Origin of the sequence: Nocardia xishanensis NBRC 101358, assembly GCF_001613365.1 — a bacterium.
In the GTDB taxonomy this organism is placed as follows: Bacteria; Actinomycetota; Actinomycetes; order Mycobacteriales; family Mycobacteriaceae; genus Nocardia; species Nocardia xishanensis.
Genome location: NZ_BDCF01000001.1, coordinates 35,980 through 53,856, shown reverse-complemented (window position 1 = coordinate 53,856; position 17,877 = coordinate 35,980). Strand labels below are relative to the sequence as shown.

At 68.6% G+C, this 17,877-nt stretch carries 19 protein-coding genes; 7 read left to right on the top strand and 12 right to left on the bottom strand.

Annotated features, from left to right (window positions below):
* Positions 1-101 precede the first annotated feature (101 nt).
* Positions 102-815, top strand: coding sequence for a DsbA family oxidoreductase (locus NX1_RS00285; protein ID WP_068052761.1), 714 nt, complete (start codon positions 102-104; stop codon positions 813-815).
* 10 nt (positions 816-825) lie between these two features.
* Here NX1_RS00285 and NX1_RS00280 read toward each other — a convergent pair whose 3' ends face one another.
* From NX1_RS00280 to NX1_RS00270, 3 genes are read right to left on the bottom strand one after another with little or no spacing between them, the layout of a single operon-like run.
* Positions 826-2,064, bottom strand: a complete 1,239-nt coding sequence (locus NX1_RS00280; protein ID WP_068051799.1) for an MFS transporter — start codon at positions 2,062-2,064, stop codon at positions 826-828.
* Positions 2,064-2,705, bottom strand: coding sequence for a GntR family transcriptional regulator (locus tag NX1_RS00275; RefSeq protein ID WP_068051796.1), 642 nt, complete (start codon positions 2,703-2,705; stop codon positions 2,064-2,066). Before NX1_RS00275 ends, NX1_RS00280 begins: the two co-directional genes overlap by 1 nt.
* A 57-nt stretch (positions 2,706-2,762) precedes the next feature.
* Entirely contained in the window at positions 2,763-2,993 is a 231-nt protein-coding gene (locus NX1_RS00270; RefSeq protein ID WP_068051793.1) for a DUF6480 family protein, read from the bottom strand.
* A gap of 347 nt (positions 2,994-3,340) precedes the next feature.
* Here NX1_RS00270 and NX1_RS00265 point away from each other — a divergent pair, with 347 nt between their 5' ends.
* Together NX1_RS00265 and NX1_RS00260 are read left to right on the top strand one after the other, a co-directional pair.
* Complete coding sequence (locus tag NX1_RS00265; RefSeq protein WP_157119465.1) at positions 3,341-3,802, top strand: hypothetical protein; 462 nt, start codon at positions 3,341-3,343, stop codon at positions 3,800-3,802.
* Positions 3,803-3,930: 128 nt separating this feature from the next.
* A complete protein-coding gene (locus NX1_RS00260; protein ID WP_068051786.1) occupies positions 3,931-4,248 on the top strand; it encodes a hypothetical protein in 318 nt (105 codons plus the stop codon).
* Between the two features lie 46 nt (positions 4,249-4,294).
* On the opposite strand, the gene NX1_RS00255 is transcribed toward NX1_RS00260, so the two are convergent.
* The 4 genes from NX1_RS00255 to NX1_RS00240 form a co-directional block, all read right to left on the bottom strand.
* Positions 4,295-4,828 (bottom strand): Rv2240c family protein, encoded by a 534-nt coding sequence (locus tag NX1_RS00255; protein WP_068051783.1) that lies wholly within the window; start codon positions 4,826-4,828, stop codon positions 4,295-4,297.
* A gap of 187 nt (positions 4,829-5,015) precedes the next feature.
* Positions 5,016-5,621: a DUF305 domain-containing protein gene (locus NX1_RS00250; RefSeq protein WP_068051780.1), complete on the bottom strand. Its 606-nt coding sequence runs from the start codon at positions 5,619-5,621 to the stop codon at positions 5,016-5,018.
* 87 nt (positions 5,622-5,708) lie between these two features.
* A complete protein-coding gene (locus NX1_RS00245; protein ID WP_169812151.1) occupies positions 5,709-6,521 on the bottom strand; it encodes a DUF6153 family protein in 813 nt (270 codons plus the stop codon).
* Between the two features lie 177 nt (positions 6,522-6,698).
* Positions 6,699-7,283, bottom strand: coding sequence for an AMIN-like domain-containing (lipo)protein (locus NX1_RS00240; protein ID WP_068051776.1), 585 nt, complete (start codon positions 7,281-7,283; stop codon positions 6,699-6,701).
* Positions 7,284-7,809: 526 nt separating this feature from the next.
* On the opposite strand from NX1_RS00240, the gene NX1_RS00235 reads away from it, so the two are divergent.
* Together NX1_RS00235 and NX1_RS00230 are read left to right on the top strand one after the other, a co-directional pair.
* A complete protein-coding gene (locus tag NX1_RS00235) occupies positions 7,810-8,961 on the top strand; it encodes a class I SAM-dependent methyltransferase (RefSeq protein WP_068051774.1) in 1,152 nt (383 codons plus the stop codon).
* Between the two features lie 127 nt (positions 8,962-9,088).
* Entirely contained in the window at positions 9,089-9,943 is an 855-nt protein-coding gene (locus NX1_RS00230) for a Bax inhibitor-1/YccA family protein (protein ID WP_068051771.1), read from the top strand.
* Between the two features lie 88 nt (positions 9,944-10,031).
* On the opposite strand, the gene NX1_RS00225 is transcribed toward NX1_RS00230, so the two are convergent.
* The 3 genes from NX1_RS00225 to NX1_RS00215 all read right to left on the bottom strand — a co-directional run bounded on the left by NX1_RS00225 (position 10,032) and on the right by NX1_RS00215 (position 12,808).
* Positions 10,032-11,252: an acetyl-CoA C-acetyltransferase gene (locus NX1_RS00225; RefSeq protein WP_068051768.1), complete on the bottom strand. Its 1,221-nt coding sequence runs from the start codon at positions 11,250-11,252 to the stop codon at positions 10,032-10,034.
* Positions 11,253-11,295: 43 nt separating this feature from the next.
* Positions 11,296-12,288 (bottom strand): SGNH/GDSL hydrolase family protein, encoded by a 993-nt coding sequence (locus NX1_RS00220; protein ID WP_068051765.1) that lies wholly within the window; start codon positions 12,286-12,288, stop codon positions 11,296-11,298.
* Between the two features lie 61 nt (positions 12,289-12,349).
* The gene (locus tag NX1_RS00215; protein ID WP_068051762.1) at positions 12,350-12,808 is read right to left on the bottom strand and encodes a hypothetical protein; all 459 of its coding nucleotides are present in this window, start codon (positions 12,806-12,808) and stop codon (positions 12,350-12,352) included.
* Positions 12,809-12,995: 187 nt separating this feature from the next.
* Between NX1_RS00215 and NX1_RS00210 the strand changes: the two genes are divergently transcribed.
* Both NX1_RS00210 and NX1_RS00205 read left to right on the top strand, forming a co-directional pair.
* On the top strand, positions 12,996-14,384 hold the full coding sequence (locus tag NX1_RS00210; RefSeq protein ID WP_068051759.1) for a cystathionine beta-synthase: 1,389 nt from the start codon (positions 12,996-12,998) through the stop codon (positions 14,382-14,384).
* Positions 14,385-14,983: 599 nt separating this feature from the next.
* Positions 14,984-16,093 carry a mechanosensitive ion channel family protein gene (locus NX1_RS00205; protein WP_084500704.1) on the top strand — a complete coding sequence of 370 codons (1,110 nt, stop codon included), beginning with the start codon at positions 14,984-14,986 and terminating at the stop codon, positions 16,091-16,093.
* Positions 16,094-16,144: 51 nt separating this feature from the next.
* Here the strand turns inward: NX1_RS00205 and NX1_RS00200 are convergent, their stop codons facing one another.
* Positions 16,145-16,516, bottom strand: a complete 372-nt coding sequence (locus tag NX1_RS00200; protein WP_068051756.1) for a DUF6401 family natural product biosynthesis protein — start codon at positions 16,514-16,516, stop codon at positions 16,145-16,147.
* 98 nt (positions 16,517-16,614) lie between these two features.
* Positions 16,615-17,793, bottom strand: coding sequence for an acyl-CoA dehydrogenase family protein (locus NX1_RS00195; RefSeq protein WP_068051753.1), 1,179 nt, complete (start codon positions 17,791-17,793; stop codon positions 16,615-16,617).
* Positions 17,794-17,877 lie beyond the last annotated feature (84 nt).

Here is a 17,877-nt window from a genome sequence, read left to right as displayed (position 1 = left end):
GTAGGCCCGTGCCGTGACCATCGGCACTCGGCCGCGGGGGAACACCCGCGGCTGCCGTGGTGTTCCCACCGACCGGGGCGAAGACGAAAGCGAGGACGACCGTGCGGGTCGAGATCTGGACCGATATCAACTGCCCGTTCTGCTACCTGGGCAAGGCCAGGTTCGAGCAGGCGTTGGCAAAGTTTCCGCAGCGTGCGGAGGTCGAGGTGGTGCACCGCTCGTTCGAGCTGGATCCGTCGCTGCCCGCGGACGAGACCGGTCCCGTCATCGCGAAGATCGCCCGCAAGTACGGCATCAGCGAGGCGCAGGCGGCCGCCAACGAGCGCGGTATCGGCGCGCAGGCGGGGGAACTCGGCCTGCCGTACCTGACCGAGGGACGTGACTACGGCAACTCATTCGACATGCACCGCCTCCTGCATTTCGCGCTGGCGAAGGGCCGCCAAGACGAACTCCTCGACGCGCTCTACCGCGCGAATTTCGCCGAGGAGGCGTCTCTTTTCGGCGATGCCGAGCGGTTGGTCGAGATCGCCGTCGCGACGGGTTTCGAGGAAGCCGAAGTCCGCAGGGTGCTGGCCGATCCCACCGCGTACGCCGACGCGGTGCGCGCCGACGAACGGGAGGCGGCGCGACTCGGCGCGAACGGGGTGCCGTTCTTCGTATTCGACAACAAGTACGGCGTGTCCGGCGCGCAGCCCCCGGCGCTCTTCACGCAGGCGCTGGAGCGAGCCTGGGCCGACCGCGAGCCCGCCTTGCAGATCGTGGGCGACGCGGAAGCGTGCGGTCCGGACGGCTGCGCGGTCCCCAGCCACGACTGACACCGCTGACCTAGCGGCGAGCCTCCGGCGCCACCCGGTAGTTCCGAAGCACGAGAACCAAACACCCCGCCGCGGTCACGGCCAGCCCGGAGTACATAGCCGGATAACTGAACCCCGCGTGCTGATGCAGGTACGACAGCCCCGCCGGAACGCCGAATCCCAGATAACTGACCGAGTAGAACACCGCCGTTAGCCCGGCGAGATCGTCCGGCCGGGCGATGCGTTCGATTTCCTGTAGGCCCGCGACGAGCCCGATGCCGTAGCCGGCGCCGAGGATGACGGCGGTGAGGACGGTCGCGCCGAGTGTGAGCGCGCCGGAAGCCCATGTCGCGGCGAGCATTCCGCAGGTGACAAGGGCCAGGCCGACGGCTGCGGCGCGGGCGGTGCCAGGCCGGTCGATGCGGCGGGCCACCGACTGAATGGTGAATCCGCAGCCGAGGGTGATTACGGTGATCAGCGCCGAGAACGCGATGGGTGCGCCGTGTACGTGCGGCAGCATGAGCGTCGGCATGACCGCGTAAGCCGTTGCGGCGGAAGTGAACAACCACAATGCCGCGGGCAGCGCGACGTAGCGGAAGCGGCGGTGACCGGCGGCGGGAATCTTCAAGTCGTCGCTGAGACGGCCGGGGTTCTCCTGCGGCGGAACGGTTTCCGGTGCGCGGGACAGCCACGCCGCTGCCGCGAGACAGAGGGCGGCGTTGATCAGGTAGGCGAGCGTGTTCGGCAGCGGAGCCCATTGCGCGAGCACCCCGGCGGTGCCCGCCCCGATGGCGAACCCGCCGGTGAGGCTCATCGCGGAGCGGCGCGCACCGGTACCTGCGGGCAGGGCGCGGCCGTAAGGGGGTTGCGAGAGTTCCTTGAGCCAGCTGCTGCCCACCGCCATCGCCAAGCCGAGGGCGACGCCGCACAACACGCGTCCCGCCGCGAGCGCGGGCACCGAGCAGGAGCCGAAGGCGAGCAGCAGCGATCCGCTCGCGGCGATCAGCGGAGCGGGCAGCAGGAGCTTGCGGCGGCCGTAGCGGTCCGAGAGCGGGCCGCCGATCAGCAGCGCGGGCACGATGCCGAGCACGTAGTAGAAGAGCAGCAGATCCACAGTGGTCGGCGCCAGCCCGTGGCTCTTGTACATGACCAGCAGCGGAGTGAATTCGTTTCCGCTCCAGGCGATGGTGAACACCGCGGCGGCGACGCCCCACCAGTGCTTGGTTGCGGTGGCCGATCGGACGGGGCGTAGGTCGGTCAGGGTCGTCATCACAGGCCACGTAGTTCCAGCTGGTGCACCCCGGCGAGGTGGTCGATCAGCGCCGCCGCGAAACCTTCCACGTCGCTGGCGGTGATCAGCTCCGCCAGCCGGGCGTGCTGGTCGATGATCCGGTCGACGTCCAACGGGCCGCGCCGCAGGGCGACGCTGTTCATCCGGCGCTGCCGCTCGCGCAGCGAATCGTAGAAGCCGCTGAGCAGCGGATTGCCCGCGGCGACAACGTAGGCGCGGTGGAAGTCGGTGTCTTCGACGGCGAAGGCGTCCAGGTCCTCGGTCGCCGCCAGCGCGCGCTGACGGTCGAGAGAAGCGCGCAACGAAGCCGCGACGGCGGCGGGGTCGGCGGCGACCAATACGCGGACGGCCGCGGTCTCGACGACATACCTGGCGTGCGCGACGTGCTCGGCTTCGTCGGGCGGGATCGGCACGACGAGCGCGCCGCGCTTCGGGTAGAGCCGCATCCACCCCTCGGTCTCCAGCCGGAGAAAAGCCTCGCGCACGGGTGTGCGCGAGGTGCCGAGCGCGGCGGCGATCTCGCCCTCGCTGATCAGCTCTCCGCCGGGCAGCGCACCCGTGAGAATGCGCTCTTTGACCTCGCGATAGGCGTGCTCGGCCGATGAGTACGTCTTAGACACAAGTCGTATCTTAGGGGCGCACGCCGCTCACCGAAGTGTGTGGTCGGCCCATCCGGGTCAGATCAGCGACACGATTATCGCAATCGCGACCACCGTGAACAGGACGACCAAGGCGATCGTCACGGCCAGCGCGGCGATGCCGGTTCCGGGGAACCGGTGCCTGGTGCGCGGCTCCGGCGCGGACAGGCCGGAGGTCTGCGCTGTTTCCGGCGGAGTCGCACCCGGGGCGACGCCACCGCCCGGTTCCAGATCCGGGGTGCGTGCGGGATCGGGGTCCATTGCCGCCATCGGAATCACTCCCCGTCGTTGCCTGGAGACTCCGGCGCTCCAGGTCGCCGTCCGGACATCTTGCGAGACAGGACCACCGCGCCGACGAGCACGGCGATCCCGATGATCACCAGTAGCTCCATGTATGCCGGTTACCCGCGATCGGCCCGGCCAATCACGGGGCGGCGCGTTGTGGGATCTCCAGCCCGGCGCGCGCCGCACTGGTGATTTCCCCAGCGATCGCCGATCGCGTTGCCGGGCGTGCTTCGCGGCTGGACGATCGAAAGAGAACGCGACGCGGCGGCTGATCTCGCTGCCTCGCGATCGATTCCACAAGCCTGCCGACCCGTGGAAGGTGGATGGCGACGATGACATTGCGGCAGACCTTCGTGACCTATCGGGAGATGTACCGATTCCCCGTCGCGATCATGGGGACCCAGGTGGTCCTCCGGGTGGGCGTGGTGGGGGTCGTGACCATGCCCGACGGGCTCGGCGCGCGCCTGCAGACCTTGTTGCAGCCCGCGCAGCACGCCGGTCCCGTCTTCGTCGACCCGGACACCGGTCGGTGGGTCTTCCTGACCGCGGGCATCTGCGAATCCGCGCACCGCGGCCTGCTCTCCGAGGCCGGCGTGCGGATCGCGGAATGGGGCGAACACGTCACGCTGCCGCTGCTCAGCGAATCCAGCAAGCCGACGTCCGAGGAACGCCGCTGGCTCTGGCCGCCGGGTTACGAGCTGCCGCAGCCCGGGCCGTTCGTCGCCGAATTGCTCGGCGCAGTATACAGATTCGGCAATCGTGGTGACCTGCGAGGTCGTGCGCTCGCTGGGTGAGCGATACCGGCCGAGGCTCCCGATCGCCTTGGAGTACCGGCGAGTTCGTTCGGACGGTTTCGCCGCGGTGAGTTGGGATACCCAGCTGCCGAACGTATCGCGTACGAACCGAACGAGGTGGTCGCACCATGGCATCCGACGGCACGTGGGAGATTCCCCCGCTCGATGACGCACCGGACATCGCCCGCACGCCCGGACCTCAACCAGGGGAGACGATGGCCGACACCCGGAATTGGGCGGGCTTCGTGCTGGTCGGAATCGGATTGCTCACGGTGATTCCGGCCGTCGCGCTCGCTGCGCTCGGCGCCCGAGGGTGGGCGCTGCTCATCGGGTTCATCGCCTGCGTCGCGTTGGCGGCCGGTGCCGCGCTGCTCGTCTTACAGCGGAGGAATCAGCCTGCGAGACAACAGGGTTCGGAAGCGAAGCAGAAGACCGCGGCCTGGTAAGGGAGCGTTCGACGGCCCTGAGCCCGGCGGTGGCGGGTGACTCGGATCAGTGGCCTCGACAGGCTTCGCGCGCGGAGTTCTTGGTCGCGTTGAACTTGTCGATGGCGGCGTTGAGCGTGTCCACATCCACGCGGCGTTCGAGCAGGTCGGCGAGTGCGTTGGTGTCGTCCCGGTAGGCGCGCAGCGTGCTCGCGACATTCGGTGGGACGTCCTTGCTCAGCTTCTGATCCACGTTGCGGGCATTGGCGCGCAGTGTGCTGACGGCGGCGGTGGCCTTGGCGTTGGCGTCGGGCGCGTTGTTGTTGCTGGCGTCGATGTAGGCGTTGAACGAATCCACCGAGCTGTCGTTCGCCGCCGCGAAGGCGCCGCAGGCGGCTTCGGCCGCGTGTTCGACGGCCGCCGCCCGCGACGACGAGGCGGCGGCGGAGGAGGCGGCGACCTCGGACGTGTACGCGGCCAACTCGGTCTGGTTGACCTGGGGGTTGCCGGTGACCTGCGTGGAGCAGGCGCCGATGAAAATGATGCCGGTCGCGGTTGCCGCCGCGGCGGCGGTCATGCCTGCGCGCTCCAGTCTTCGCATGTCCGTTCGCCTTTCCCCTCGGTGCGTCCGGCGCGGAGGAGACCGGACCTTACGACGTTACTTCGCGGCCCGTGCCCCGTCAGCGTGGCGGGCCTATATCGATGGTCAACCGATACCGCCTGGCGTGGACCGGTCCGACCGGTCCGCATCGAACCCGGATCGGGACCGATGCGGACCGATCGCGCGATCAGCTCTGGCCGAGCATGGTGCGCATGGTCGCTATCTCCGCCTCCTGTGCGGTGATCACCGAGCGGGCCAGCGCCTGCGCATCGGGATTGACGCCGTCGGCCAGTTCGGTCTTCGCCATATCGATCGCGCCCGCGTGGTGCTGGATCATCATCTCGAGCCACATGCGGTCGAATTCGGCGCCGGACGCCGCCTGCAACGCCGACATCTGCTCGGGCGACATCATGCCGGGCATACCGTGGCCCTCGTGTCCGCCACCGGCGGTCGGGGCGGGCTTGCCGAAACTCTGCAACAGCGAGCTGATCTGCTCCATCTCGGGCGCCTGCGCCTTCTCGACATCCGCGGCGAGCGCGAGCAGCTGCGGGTTCTGGGTGTGGCTGGGAACCAGCTTCGCCATCTCGACGGCTTGGGCGTGATGCGGGTACATCATCTGCAGGAAGGTGACGTCGGCGTTGTTGAAATCGGTGCGGACGGCGGAGGTCGCCGGCGCGGCGGTGCTCGGCGACGTGCCGGACATCGAATCGGAACCGTCGCCACATGCGGCGGCGAACAGGAGAGCGCCCGCGGCGATGGTGGCCACGGTGATGCGGGTACGGGTGATGAACATGGTCGAACTCCTTGGGAATTGCGAAAACGCACAGTGAAATGGGCAGGCGGAACCGCGTCCGTACGGCAGCACGACGCGGTGGACCTGTCAGATCCGCAGAATCGACAATTCGGCGAGGGACAACACGGTCCAAGGCGGTGGACGTTCACGTCTGGGTCGCCAGTGGCGAGGTTTCGGGCCGCCGCCGTCAGCGGGCCGACCACTACAGATTCGGTACAGCGCAACGAGCAGGACCGCCAGGGCGAACGCGGTCAGGATGAAGACGCAGGCATGCGGACCCGCGTGGCCGTCGCCGCAGTCGGCGCATCCGGGTTCCGCGGAGGGGGTTGCCAGGAACTCGTTGATGGTTGCGGGCCGTGCTGCGCTGGCGCTGTGGATTACAGCGGCCTGCGTCCCGGTGGTGCCGTCGATGACGGCGACCGGCGTGGTGCTGTAGCTACCGAGGCCGCCATGCTCGCGGGGTTCCTTGTATGCGCCGCCGATCAGAAGCGCGCGGCCGTCGGCGGAGCGGACGGACGGCGCAGACGGTTCGGCCGCCGGGCTGGCAGGGTCGGCCGCCAGCGCACGCAGCCCAGATTCATGACTCTCGCCCGCCAAGAGCTGGGCGGAAGTACTGCCGACGGCGGTCGAATGGGCAGCGATCGCCGCGCGTTCGTCGCTTGTTCGGTCTCCGTCCGCCGAGTGGTCTGGGGTCGGTGCGACGTCGGCGCCTGCGCCCGCGGCGGTAGCGGCGTGATGTGTCGTCGCGAAAGGGCCGACCGCTGAGGCAGCGAGGCGGTGCTCGGCGGCGGGTGTGGTGAAGATGCCGACATGCATGGCCGCGATGCCAGCGATCAGAGTGAGCACGCTCAGCATCCGGGTGAACCCGGATGCCTGCTGGGAAGCGTGCGGTGCGGCCACATGGATCAGGGTAGCGGGCGCCATTCGTGGCTACCTATACCCCCTGTGTGTACCAGCGATACTTCGCTGCTCACACACCCCCCGACCGCCGCGATACGGTCGTCGCACACGCTTCACACGCCTCGCAGGGCTTGTAGCCGCTGCGAAGCGTGTCGAAGGTCTGCCGGGCTCGGCGGGTCAGGAGGATGCGATGTCGATCACGAGGCGGGTCGGGTTGGACATGGCGGTGACGGAGAAGCCTGGGCGGTCGGCGTCGACGCCGATGAAGGACTGGGTGGTGCCTTCGAAGACCGCGGTGCGATAGACGCCCGCGATGGTTGGTGCGCTCGGGTCGGTGGCCGGGTCGGGGCCGGAGTAGGGCGTGACGCCGCTGTCGAAGGGGTAGGCCGAGCCGGTGATCTGCACTTCGAGAACGGACTGTCCGGCTACCTCGATCTCCTTGCCGCTGCCGTCCTGTATCGCGCGATCGGTGTATTGCACGATCCAGCCAGGAGTTCCGGTGCCGCCGAGCTCGTAGACGACGCGGTCGAAACCGGGATGGTGGCCGATGCGCAGGTCCGTGACGGTGAGCCCGGCGCCGCTCGATGGCGTGCCTTGTTTGGGCGCCGCGTCCCCCGGCGCGGGGGCCGCCGGCGCTTCCACCAGCGAGCCCGTGGTGGTGGGCGGCGGGGGCGTCGTCGTGGCCGAGCCGGTTTCGGCGTCGTCACAGCCTGCGATCAGAGCCGCCGCGAGCGCGACGGTCAACACCATCTTGTTGCGCATGGGCCGATGGTACGCAGCGCCGGTGCCATGAAAGGGGACAATGCGAGACTCGGTGTGCCGCAGGTCTCGTGTCCGGAAACTTGCCAGGCGAGGCGGCTGCACGTCCGGTCCGCTGTCTCGCTCGAACGAACGATGCGGTGATCGGTTGCTGTGCAGTCGATTTGGTTACGGTCGGGTGAGTCCGTCGATCGCCGAACCCACGCAGCACGCGGCCGTCCGGATGTGAAGCGCCGGTGCTCTCGTTCGGATCTCCCCCGTCGCAACGGCGACGCCGGATGGATCGGCCCGCGACGGAGTGAACGTGAGATGACGCACGCGCAAAACCGAATCGACGACGAGCCGGTGCGGATTCGTCGAAGGGACACGCCGCCGCCCGGCCGCCGGAGCCGACGGCGCAGCCGAGGAAGTCGCGAGTCTCCTTGTGGCAGAACGTTTCAGAAGGAATATGCCGAGCTCGGAAAAAGGCGGACGCGCGATATGCCGGGGTGGACGCGACTATTGGGCAACGATCTAGCACACTTGACGTGTGGACGATGTCGAGGATGTGCTTGGCCGACTGCGGCGGTATCCGGATGTGGAGGCGCTGAACCTCTATGCCGTCGATGCCGCCGACCGGTTGATCCTCGACGTGGCCGTCGATCCGATCGAGGCGGCTGGTAGCGGGAAGATTGCCGTTATCGGTGACAACTACGGCGCGCTGACCCTCGGGGCGATCGCGCGACACGACTTGCGCGACGTTCGCGTGCACCAGGATCTGCTCACCGGGGAACTGGCGCTGGCCAACAACGCTCGCACGCTCGGGTTGGCGGACCGCTACACCGCGCACGCGCTCGGCGAGGATCTGCTGCGCGGCGTCGAGGTCGTGATGCTGCGGTTGCCGAGGGTGCTGGCCGGACTGGCGGAGGTGGCGGAAGCCATCGCGCGGTACGCCGACCCCGGGGTGAGCGTAATCGCGGGCGGACGCGACAAGTATCTGACCAAGTCCATGAACGACGTACTCGGGGAGTCGTTTTCGACGGTCAACGCCAGCCGGGGCAGGCAGAAGTCGCGCACGCTCTTCATCGAGGGACCCAAGCCCGTTGGCGAGCCCCGGTTCCCGGTGCGCGAGTCCTTGGACGAGGTGGGCATCGAGGTCGTCGCGCACGGTGCCGCGTTCTCCGGCCCGCGCCTCGACATCGGCACCAGATTCCTGTTGCAGCACCTGAAATGGATGAAGCCGGACGCCCGCGACGCCATCGACCTCGGCTGCGGCACAGGCATTCTGGCGGTGGCGCTGGCCAAGGCCCGCCCGGCGCTGCGGGTGGTCGGCACCGATCAATCAGCCGCCGCGGTGGCTTCGGCGCGCGCGACGGCGGTCGCCAACGACGTGGCCGACCGGGTGACGGTGGTGCGCGACGACGCGATGTCATCGGCCGCCGACAACAGCGCCGATCTGGTGCTGTGCAATCCGCCGTTCCATGTCGGCGCGGCGGTGCACACCGGCTCGGCCATCAAGATGTTCGCCGAGACCGGACGCGTGCTTCGCCCCGGCGGCGAACTGTGGACCGTGTACAACACCCACCTCAACTATCGCGGCGTGGTGGAGCGGATGGTCGGGCGCACCGAAGTGATCGGCCGGAACCGGAAGTTCACTGTGACAAGATCGGTGCGTGGCCTGCACGACGTCAGGCAACGGTAGAGTCCGAATTGTCCGCCTTGGTGAACGTCTCGGGAACTCGACACGAGTGCCGTACGTTGGACCAGGCAGTTGGATATCGAGCAGCAGCTCGGCAGACAGCGGCAACGACTCAAGAAAGGCACTCACGGTGCGCACCTCGAGCAATCCGGTCTTCAGAAACCTGCCCAGGCAAGAGGGCGGCGGCTACGCCAACTTCGGTTCGGGTGTAGCGGGTGCCGGGCAGTACGGACAGCAGTTCGGTAACCAGTACCCCAACCAGTACCAGCCGTACCAGCAGGCCCCGCCAACCACCCGGGCCATGACCATCGACGACGTGGTGACCAAGACGGGCATCACGCTCGGCGTGCTGACCCTCTCGGCGCTCGTCGCCTTCGGCCTCACCGCGGCCAACACGAGCCTCGCGCCGTTGTTCGTGATCGTCGGCGGTCTCGTCGGCCTGGTGCTCGTGCTGATCGCCAGCTTCGCCAACAAGATGGACAACCCGGCCATCGTGCTGGGCTACGCCGTCGCGGAGGGCCTGTTCCTCGGCGCCCTGTCGTTCATGTTCACCGACATCACGTTCGGTGGCACGGGCGGTAGCGCGCTGATCGGTCAGGCGGTGCTCGGCACCTTCGGTGTGTTCGCGGGCATGCTCGTCGTCTACAAGACGGGCGCGATCCGCGTGACGCCGCGGTTCACCCGCATGCTCATCGGCGCCACCATCGGCGTCGTGGTGCTCATGCTGGGCAACCTGGTCGCGAGCTTCTTCACCGACGGCGGCTTCGGCCTGCGCGACGGCGGTCCGATCGCCATCGTGTTCAGCCTGGTCTGCATCGCGATCGCCGCGTTCAGCTTCCTGCTCGACTTCGACGCCGCCGACCAGCTGATCCGGGCGCAGGCCCCGGAGAAGGCGGCCTGGGGCGTCGCCCTCGGCCTGACCGTCACCCTGGTCTGGCTGTACGTCGAGATCCTGCGACTGCTGAGCTACTTCCAGAACGACTAGTGACCGCGGTCGAGCACCGCTGACGAACACAAAGGCGGCCGCCGGGAAATCCCGGCGGCCGCCTTCGTCGTAGCGATGCGGACGAACGTCAGCTCAGTCGCTCGATGACCATGGCCATGCCCTGGCCGCCGCCGACGCACATGGTCTCCACACCGAACTGCTTGTCGTAGGTCTGGAGGTTGTTGATGAGCGTGGTGGTGATGCGGGCGCCGGTCATGCCGAACGGGTGGCCGAGCGCGATGGCGCCGCCGGAGACGTTCAGCTTGTCCTCGTCGATCTTCAGCTCGCGGGCCGAGCCGAGCACCTGCACGGCGAATGCCTCGTTGATCTCGAACAGGTCGATGTCGTCGACCGTCTTGCCCGCCAGCGCCAGCGCGCGCTTGACGGCCTCGATCGGGCCGAGACCCATGATCTCCGGCGACAGGCCGGACACGCCGGTGGACACGATCCGCGCGAGCGGGGTCAGGCCGAGCTCCTTGGCCTTGGTGTCGCTCATGATGACCAGCGCGGCCGCGCCGTCGTTGAGCGGGCAGCAGTTGCCCGCGGTGACGGTGCCGTCCGGGCGGAAGACCGGCTTCAGCTGGGAGACCGCCTCGTAGGTGACGCCGGCGCGCGGGCCGTCGTCCGTGGAGACCACGGTGCCGTCCGGCAGGGTGATCGGGGTGATCTCGCGCTCGAAGAAGCCGTTCTTGATGGCCTCCTCCGCGCGGTTCTGCGAACGCACGCCCCAGCGGTCCTGGTCCTCGCGGGAGATGCCGGTGAAGCCGGCGACGTTCTCCGCGGTCTGACCCATCGCGATGTAGGCGTCCGGGATCAGACCGTCCTCGCGCGGGTCGTGCCAGATGCCCGCGCCGCCCTCGGCGGTCTTCACGGTCCTGGCCTGGGCCTCGTCGAACAGCGGGTTCTGGGTGTTCGGCCAGCTGTCGGCCGAGCCGCTGACGTAGCGCGAGACGGTCTCGACACCCGCGGAGATGAAGACGTCGCCCTCGCCCGCCTTGATGGCGTGGAACGCCATGCGGGTGGACTGCAGCGAGGAGGCGCAGTACCGGTGCACGGTGGTGCCCGGAACGAAGTCGTAGCCGAGCTGCACCGCGACGATCCGGGCGATGTTGAAGCCCTGCTCGCCGCCGGGGGAGCCGCAGCCGAGGATCAGGTCATCGATCTGGGTGGGGTCGAGCGCAGGAACCTTGTCGAGCGCCGCGCGCACGATCTGGGTGGTCAGGTCGTCGGGCCGCATGTCGACCAGCGAGCCCTTGCGGGCCCGGCCGATGGGGGAGCGGGCGGTCGAAACGATAACTGCCTCTGGCATGAGGGCTCCTTCGTACTTGCTGCTCAGTTTTGTACTGGCACCTCTATGTGTACCGAACCTGTCGAGCGCCGGGAACGCCGCCCCGGCCATTGCGCGCTTCGCCGTCGTCCGCCGCGATCACGCCGGATTTCTGAGCAACCAGCCCGCGCAGCCTGGCCGCGAGTCCGCGAAGCGGGCCGCGCGTGTCGCGGTCGGTGCGCAGCCCGCGCTGTTCGAGGGCGGCGAGCAGGGCGGGAAGCACGCGCGCCGCGGCCAGTTCGTAGCCCGCGGCCGATGGGTGGAAGCCGTCGGCGGAGAACATCTGCTCGGGGGCGGTGCGGAATTCCGGACCGAGCTCGCCCAGCACCACCGGGTGCCCGCCCGCCGCGTTGGTGACCGCGAACTGGGCCCTGGCCAGTCGAACGCTCCAATTGCGCACGATGGTGCGCAGCGGTTGCGGGATCGCGGACACCGCGCCCAGATCGGGGCAGGTGCCGACCACGACGACGCTGCCCGCCAGATGCAGCCGGGCCACCGCGGCGCCGAGCCTGCGGGCCGAGGCGCTGACGGAGTGCTTCTTGGTGATGTCGTTGGCGCCGATGAAGATCACCGCCGCGTCCGGCGGCGGTCCCGCGACGAACATGGCGTCCACCTGACCGGCCAGGCCCTTGGAGGTGGCGCCGGAGATCGCCTTGGTGCTCAACCGGATGCGCTTCCCGCTCGCGTCGGCGAGTGCGCGGGCGATCCGCACGCCGGGCACCCCGTCCGCGGTGAGGCAGCCGACACCGGCCGCGGTGGAATCGCCGAAGATCATCAGGTGCAGGTCGGCGTGCTTACCGGCGCGCCACGGCTCCGGCGCGTCGCAGCCCGCGGTGTAGATACCGTCCGCCTCCGGCGGTTTGGAAGTGTCGCGGCCGATCACGCCGCGCGCGACGCCCGCCTGTGCCATGAGCAGCCGATAGGCGGCCCACGACGCGGTACCCGCTCCGGAACCGGCGAGCAACGTCGCAGCACCGGTGACGGCGGCCGTGCGCAGGCTGATCCGAGGGGCTTCCACGTTCCGAAATTTTACGGGCCGATCTACCGCCTCGGCGCGAACGAATTCCCGAGGCCAACGGTCATGCGACGTCGAAGACGCCGCGCGCTGGGATGCTCAACGCGTCGGTGGTGACGGTCACCTCGATGCGGCCCGGCCCGGTGTCCTGGAACAGCGCGTACTGGATGCTGCCGTAGATGCCGGTGACCACCGTGTTCTCGTAGGCGCCCGTCGCCCCGGTGTTCAGATTGCGCCACGCCACGGTGGTGCGCACCTCGCACAGCGGCGCCAGCGGGTACTGGCCGGGGCCGATGCCGGCGACCGGCAGCGCGCGAACGTTGAGGATCGCGCGGCCCGGATATTCGGGACTGGTGTCGGCCCAGGTCTGGATGGCGGTCCAGCACAGTCCGCCGTGCGCCATGGTCGGCACTGCCGGGAACGACACGGTGCCCGCGTTGGCCTGCGCGCCGGTCCCGATCAGCGCCGCCGTCGCCGTCGCGGCGATGACTGTGGCGGCGCGAGTGATAGTGGGCTGCCTCATGTTTCCCGATCCTAAGGGCGGCCGCCTCGCCGCGTGGCGTGTCGCCGACCGGACGCTCCGGACGCACGTGCGCCAATTCACAGCGTCGCCATCGGCGGCATTTCCCGGCCCCTGCGCCGGTACGTTGGGCTGCCGCCTGCCGGGACCGTAGCTCATGTCACAACGGGCCTTCTGCAACGATAGGGCTATGCGCATCGCGGATCACGTCGTGGACCTCATCGGCAACACGCCCCTGGTCCGGTTGAACAGTGTGGTGGGGCCGACCGACGGGCTCGTCGCGGCCAAGATCGAATACCTCAATCCGGGCGGCAGCGCCAAGGACCGGATCGCGGTGAAGATGATCGACGCCGCCGAGAAGGCCGGACTGCTGAAGCCGGGCGGCACCATCGTCGAGCCGACCTCGGGCAACACCGGCGTCGGGCTGGCGTTGGTGGCGCAGCAGCGCGGCTACAAGTGCGTGTTCGTCTGCCCGGACAAGGTCTCCGAGGACAAGCGCAATGTGCTGCGCGCCTACGGCGCCGAGGTCGTTGTCTGCCCGACCGCCGTGCCGCCGGACCACCCGGACAGCTACTACAGCGTCTCCGATCGCCTGGTCCGCGAGATCGATGGCGCGTGGAAGCCCGACCAGTACTCCAACCCCGGCGGCCCGCAGAGCCACTACGAGACCACCGGCCCGGAGATCTGGCGCGACACCGAAGGCAAGATCACCCACTTCGTCGCAGGCGTCGGCACCGGCGGCACCATCACCGGCACCGGCCGGTACCTGAAGGAAGTCTCGGGCGGCAAGGTCGAGATCATCGGCGCCGACCCGGAAGGGTCGGTGTACTCCGGCGGCACCGGCCGCCCGTACCTGGTGGAAGGCGTCGGCGAGGATTTCTGGCCCTCGGCCTACGACCCGGCGGTGCCGGACGAGATCATCGCGGTCTCCGACGCAGACTCCTTCGACATGACCCGCAGGCTGGCTCGCGAGGAGGGCCTGCTGGTCGGCGGATCCTGCGGTATGGCCGTGGTCGCCGCCATCGAGGTGGCGCGCCGCGATCCGGACGCGGTGGTCGTGGTGCTGCTGCCGGACGGCGGTCGCGGTTACCTCTCCAAGATCTTCAACGACGAGTGGATGAGCTCCTACGGCTTCCTGCGCGGCCGCCTCGACGGCAGCCCGGAACCGCTGGTCGGCGACGTGCTGCGCGGCAAGTCCGGCGAGCTGCCCGACCTGGTGCACACCCACCCGTCGGAGACGCTGCGCGACGCCATCGAGATCCTGCGCGAGTACGGCGTGTCGCAGATGCCGGTCGTCGGCGCCGAGCCGCCGGTGATGGCGGGCGAGGTCGCGGGCAGCGTCACCGAGCGCGACCTGCTCTCCGCGGTGTTCGAAGGCCGCGCGCAGCTCACCGACTCGGTGGCCGAGCACATGAGCCCGTCGTTCCCGCTGATCGGCTCCGGCGAGCCCATCTCCGCGGCCACCAAGGCGCTGTCGGACACCGACGCGCTGATGGTCGTCGAGGACGGCAAACCGGTCGGCGTCATCACTCGCCACGACCTGCTCGGCTTCCTGAGCACCGGCCGCATCGGCCACTGACCCGCGACACCGTCGCGTCCGGCTGACGCCACACAGCGTGTCGACGCGTCACGTGAGTTGGTGGCGCGTGAGGTCGGCGACGGCGAAGTCGAAGGAGTGCACGGCGTACACGGCGTCGTGGTATCGCGTTCTTCAATGCGCGCTCCCTCGCTCTACGGCCATTTCGCCTCGCCGACCGCGGTCGCGACCTCGCTCAGGTCAGCCGAGCGAGTCGCTGCTCGGCGCGCGAGGGCCTAGGCCGCGGTGAGGTTCTCTTGGCGGTTGCCTCATGGCGCTCGGCCTTCCTATCGCGCGCAGTTTCTCCACCACGATCGAAATGTGTTATAGATCACATTCGACGTTCGGCTATGCGTGTGCGCAGACCCGCGGCGGGTGATGGCGACGGGATTTGGTTAGCCCGAGGCGCTCTCGCCGGTGTGACCGCGGCGGCTCGGTGCTCTGGGTGTCGAACGACCTTCGTCTCCGAAAACTAATGCCATGGCGCGCCGGGCAAATTCTGCGCAAATAACGGATTTCCGGCGCCTCTCGGAGGTATAACCGGCCTGGACATCGCCATGGCAAACGCCATGGCTTAATCGGATAGCGAAGGGAAGGGCGCGGTGTACACCTCCAGTTTGGCTATCGATTTCCAGCAGGGACTTTCGGACGCGTGGAGTTCGGTCGCGACGTTCGTGCCCAAGCTCGCCGGTTTTCTGGTCATTCTGCTCATCGGCTGGGTCGTGGCCAAAGTGGTGGCGACGATCGTCGGCAAGGTGCTCGAACGAGTCGGATTCGACCGGCTCGTCGAGCGCGGCGGCGTCAAGCGGATGCTCGCGCGCAGCAACTACGACGCCTCGAACCTGATCGCCAAGCTCGCTTATTACGCGATCCTGCTGATCGCGCTGCAACTCGGCTTCGGCGTGTTCGGTCCGAATCCGGTCAGCGACGTGCTCGACGGCATCGTCTCCTGGCTGCCGCAGGCCGCGGTCGCGATCGTCATCGTGGTCGTCGCGGGCGCGATCGCCCACGCGGTGCGCGAGATGATCAGCACCATGCTCGGCGGCCTTTCTTACGGCGCCGTGGTCGGCAGGCTGGCGGCGGCGTTCGTCTGGGGCGTCGGCATCATCGCGGCGCTGAACCAGATCGGTGTCGCCACCTCGGTGACCGTCCCGATTCTGATCGCGGTGCTCGCCACCGTCGGCGGCATCCTGGTGGTCGGCGTGGGCGGCGGCCTGATCCGGCCGATGCAGCGGCGCTGGGACGCCTGGCTACGCAATATCGAGGCAGAGATGCCCGCGGTCAAAGGCCACGCGGACGCCTACCAGCGCGGCCGCGAGGACATCGCCCGCGAACAGCAGTGGGCGCGGCGGCCCGTGCCCGCTCAGCAGTGGGTCCAGGAAGCGGCCATGACGGGTGGGCGTTCGCAGGGCGGCTACGCGCAGCCGCGGCCCGGTATGACCCCGGCGCCGAGCAGTGGCTACGGCCAGGGCGTCGGTTACCAGCAGGGCGGCGCCCACGCGCTGGGCGGTCAGGCGGGCGGCTACTCGGAGGGGTATCCCGACGGCGGTGGTTACGCCGAAGACGGACAACATGGTTACGCCCAAGGACAAGACCCGGCCTACCCGCAGAGCGGCGGCTACCCGCAGGGCGGAAACTATCCGCAAGGCAACTACACCCAGGGCGGCGACGAGTACACGGACTACAACACCGAGCCGCGCGACATGCGGTAGAACCGGCGATGGAAACGTCCGCCCCGGGTGATGCCCGGGGCGGACGTTCTTTCAGCCCTGTCGACCGGCGTCGTGCAGGCAGACTCCAGCCAGACGCAGTTGCAGCCAGCCGGCGTTCAGCCAGCCGTGCGTGCCCTCGGGTGCGCCGCTGACGAACGGGACAGTGTCGGCGTTCGCGGGACTCGCGTGGTCGAGCAGCCCTCTGACGTATCCGGCGAGCAATACCGTCGCGGGAACCGAGCTCGCGCCTTCGACGCCCATGTCGAGAATGTCGCGTACGGCGGCCGCGTGCTGATCGAGTGCCGCCGAGACCAACGGAAATTCCGCGGCGGCCGTGCGAGCAGGCGCCCCGTGCGTCGTGTGCAGGCGGTTCAACAATCTGCGTGCCGACACTTCGAGCAACGCGGGGCCGAGCGGAAACACTAGTTCATGCTAGCAATCGGCGAAAATCCATAAAACCGTGATGTTCGACCGATTGTCCGCATGCTCCCCGGAATTTCCAGCAAATTACCCGCATGACCTCAGCGGAATGCGTTCGCGTCGGTGAGCGCCTTGCCGAGCACGAGCTGGTGCACCTCCGCGGTCCCCTCGTAGGTGAGCACCGATTCCAGATTGTTGGCGTGCCGCAGTACCGGGTAGTCGAGCGTGATGCCGTTGGCGCCGAGGATGGTGCGGCATTCACGCGCGATGGCGATCGCCTCCCTCGTGCTGTTCAGCTTGCCCGCGCTGATCTGTTCGGCGCTGATCTCGCCGCGATCCTTCAGCCGGCCGAGGTGCAGCGCGAGCAGCTGTCCCTTGCCGAGCTCGAGCGCCATGTCGGCGAGCTTGCCCTGGGTGAGCTGGTAGCCGGCCAGCGGCTTGTCGAAAACCTCGCGGGTCCTCGAGTATTCGACGGCGGCGCTCAGGCAGTCCCGGGCCGCGCCCAGTGCGCCGAAGATGATGCCGAAGCGCGCCTCGCTCAGGCAGGCCAGCGGCGAACTCAGCCCGCGCGATTCGGGCAGCACCGCGTCGGCGGGCAACCGGACATCGTCGAAATCGAGTTCGGCCGTGATCGATGCGCGCAGCGAGAGCTTGCGATGCATCTCCCGTGCGGTGAAGCCCGGCGTCCCCGCCGGCACCAGGAAACCGCGGACCACGGGCTTGGCGTCGTCGTCCTCGGCGTAGGCCCACACCACCGCGACATCGGCCACCGAGCCATTGGTGATCCACATCTTCGACCCGTTGAGCACCCAGTCGTCGCCGTCGCGCTTGGCCCTGGTGCGCATGCCGCCGGGATTGGAGCCGAAGTCGGGCTCGGTCAGTCCGAAACAGCCCAGTGCGGCGCCCGCGGCCATGTCCGGCAGCCACCGCTGCTTCTGCTCCTCGGAGCCGAACCTGTGGATCGCGGTCATCGCCAGCGAGCCTTGCACCGACACCATGCTGCGCACGCCGGAATCGACCGCCTCCAGCTCCTGACAGGCCAGGCCGTACGCCGTCGCGGACATCCCGGCGCAGCCGTAACCCTCCAGGTGCATGCCGAGCAGACCGAGCTTGCCGAGCTCCGGCGCGATCTCACGAGCCGGGAAGGTGCCTGCCTCGAACCAGTCCGCGATATGCGGTCGCAGCCGCTGCGCGGCGAATGCTGCGACGGTATCTCGGATCTCCCGCTCCTCCCCGGAAAGCAGGGAATCGATCGCGAACAGTTCTTCGACAGTGACCATGCAGTCAGCGTAAATCGCGCCGCCGCAGGAAGCTCGCCGGAACGAATCCGCGGGCGGTTGCTGGTCGGCCGATCGGCTGCGATC

Bases quoted from the DNA above. Each gene is read 5' to 3' on its own strand.
- NX1_RS00215 (WP_068051762.1), bottom strand. From the start codon at position 12,808: ATGAGGCAGCCCACTATCACTCGCGCCGCCACAGTCATCGCCGCGACG.
- NX1_RS00265 (WP_157119465.1), top strand. From the start codon at position 3,341: ATGACATTGCGGCAGACCTTCGTGACCTATCGGGAGATGTACCGATTC.
- NX1_RS00250 (WP_068051780.1), bottom strand. From the start codon at position 5,621: ATGTTCATCACCCGTACCCGCATCACCGTGGCCACCATCGCCGCGGGC.
- NX1_RS00210 (WP_068051759.1), top strand. From the start codon at position 12,996: ATGCGCATCGCGGATCACGTCGTGGACCTCATCGGCAACACGCCCCTG.
- NX1_RS00280 (WP_068051799.1), bottom strand. From the start codon at position 2,064: ATGACGACCCTGACCGACCTACGCCCCGTCCGATCGGCCACCGCAACC.
- NX1_RS00225 (WP_068051768.1), bottom strand. From the start codon at position 11,252: ATGCCAGAGGCAGTTATCGTTTCGACCGCCCGCTCCCCCATCGGCCGG.
- NX1_RS00270 (WP_068051793.1), bottom strand. From the start codon at position 2,993: ATGGCGGCAATGGACCCCGATCCCGCACGCACCCCGGATCTGGAACCG.
- NX1_RS00255 (WP_068051783.1), bottom strand. From the start codon at position 4,828: ATGCGAAGACTGGAGCGCGCAGGCATGACCGCCGCCGCGGCGGCAACC.
- NX1_RS00260 (WP_068051786.1), top strand. From the start codon at position 3,931: ATGGCATCCGACGGCACGTGGGAGATTCCCCCGCTCGATGACGCACCG.
- NX1_RS00240 (WP_068051776.1), bottom strand. From the start codon at position 7,283: ATGCGCAACAAGATGGTGTTGACCGTCGCGCTCGCGGCGGCTCTGATC.
- NX1_RS00195 (WP_068051753.1), bottom strand. From the start codon at position 17,793: ATGGTCACTGTCGAAGAACTGTTCGCGATCGATTCCCTGCTTTCCGGG.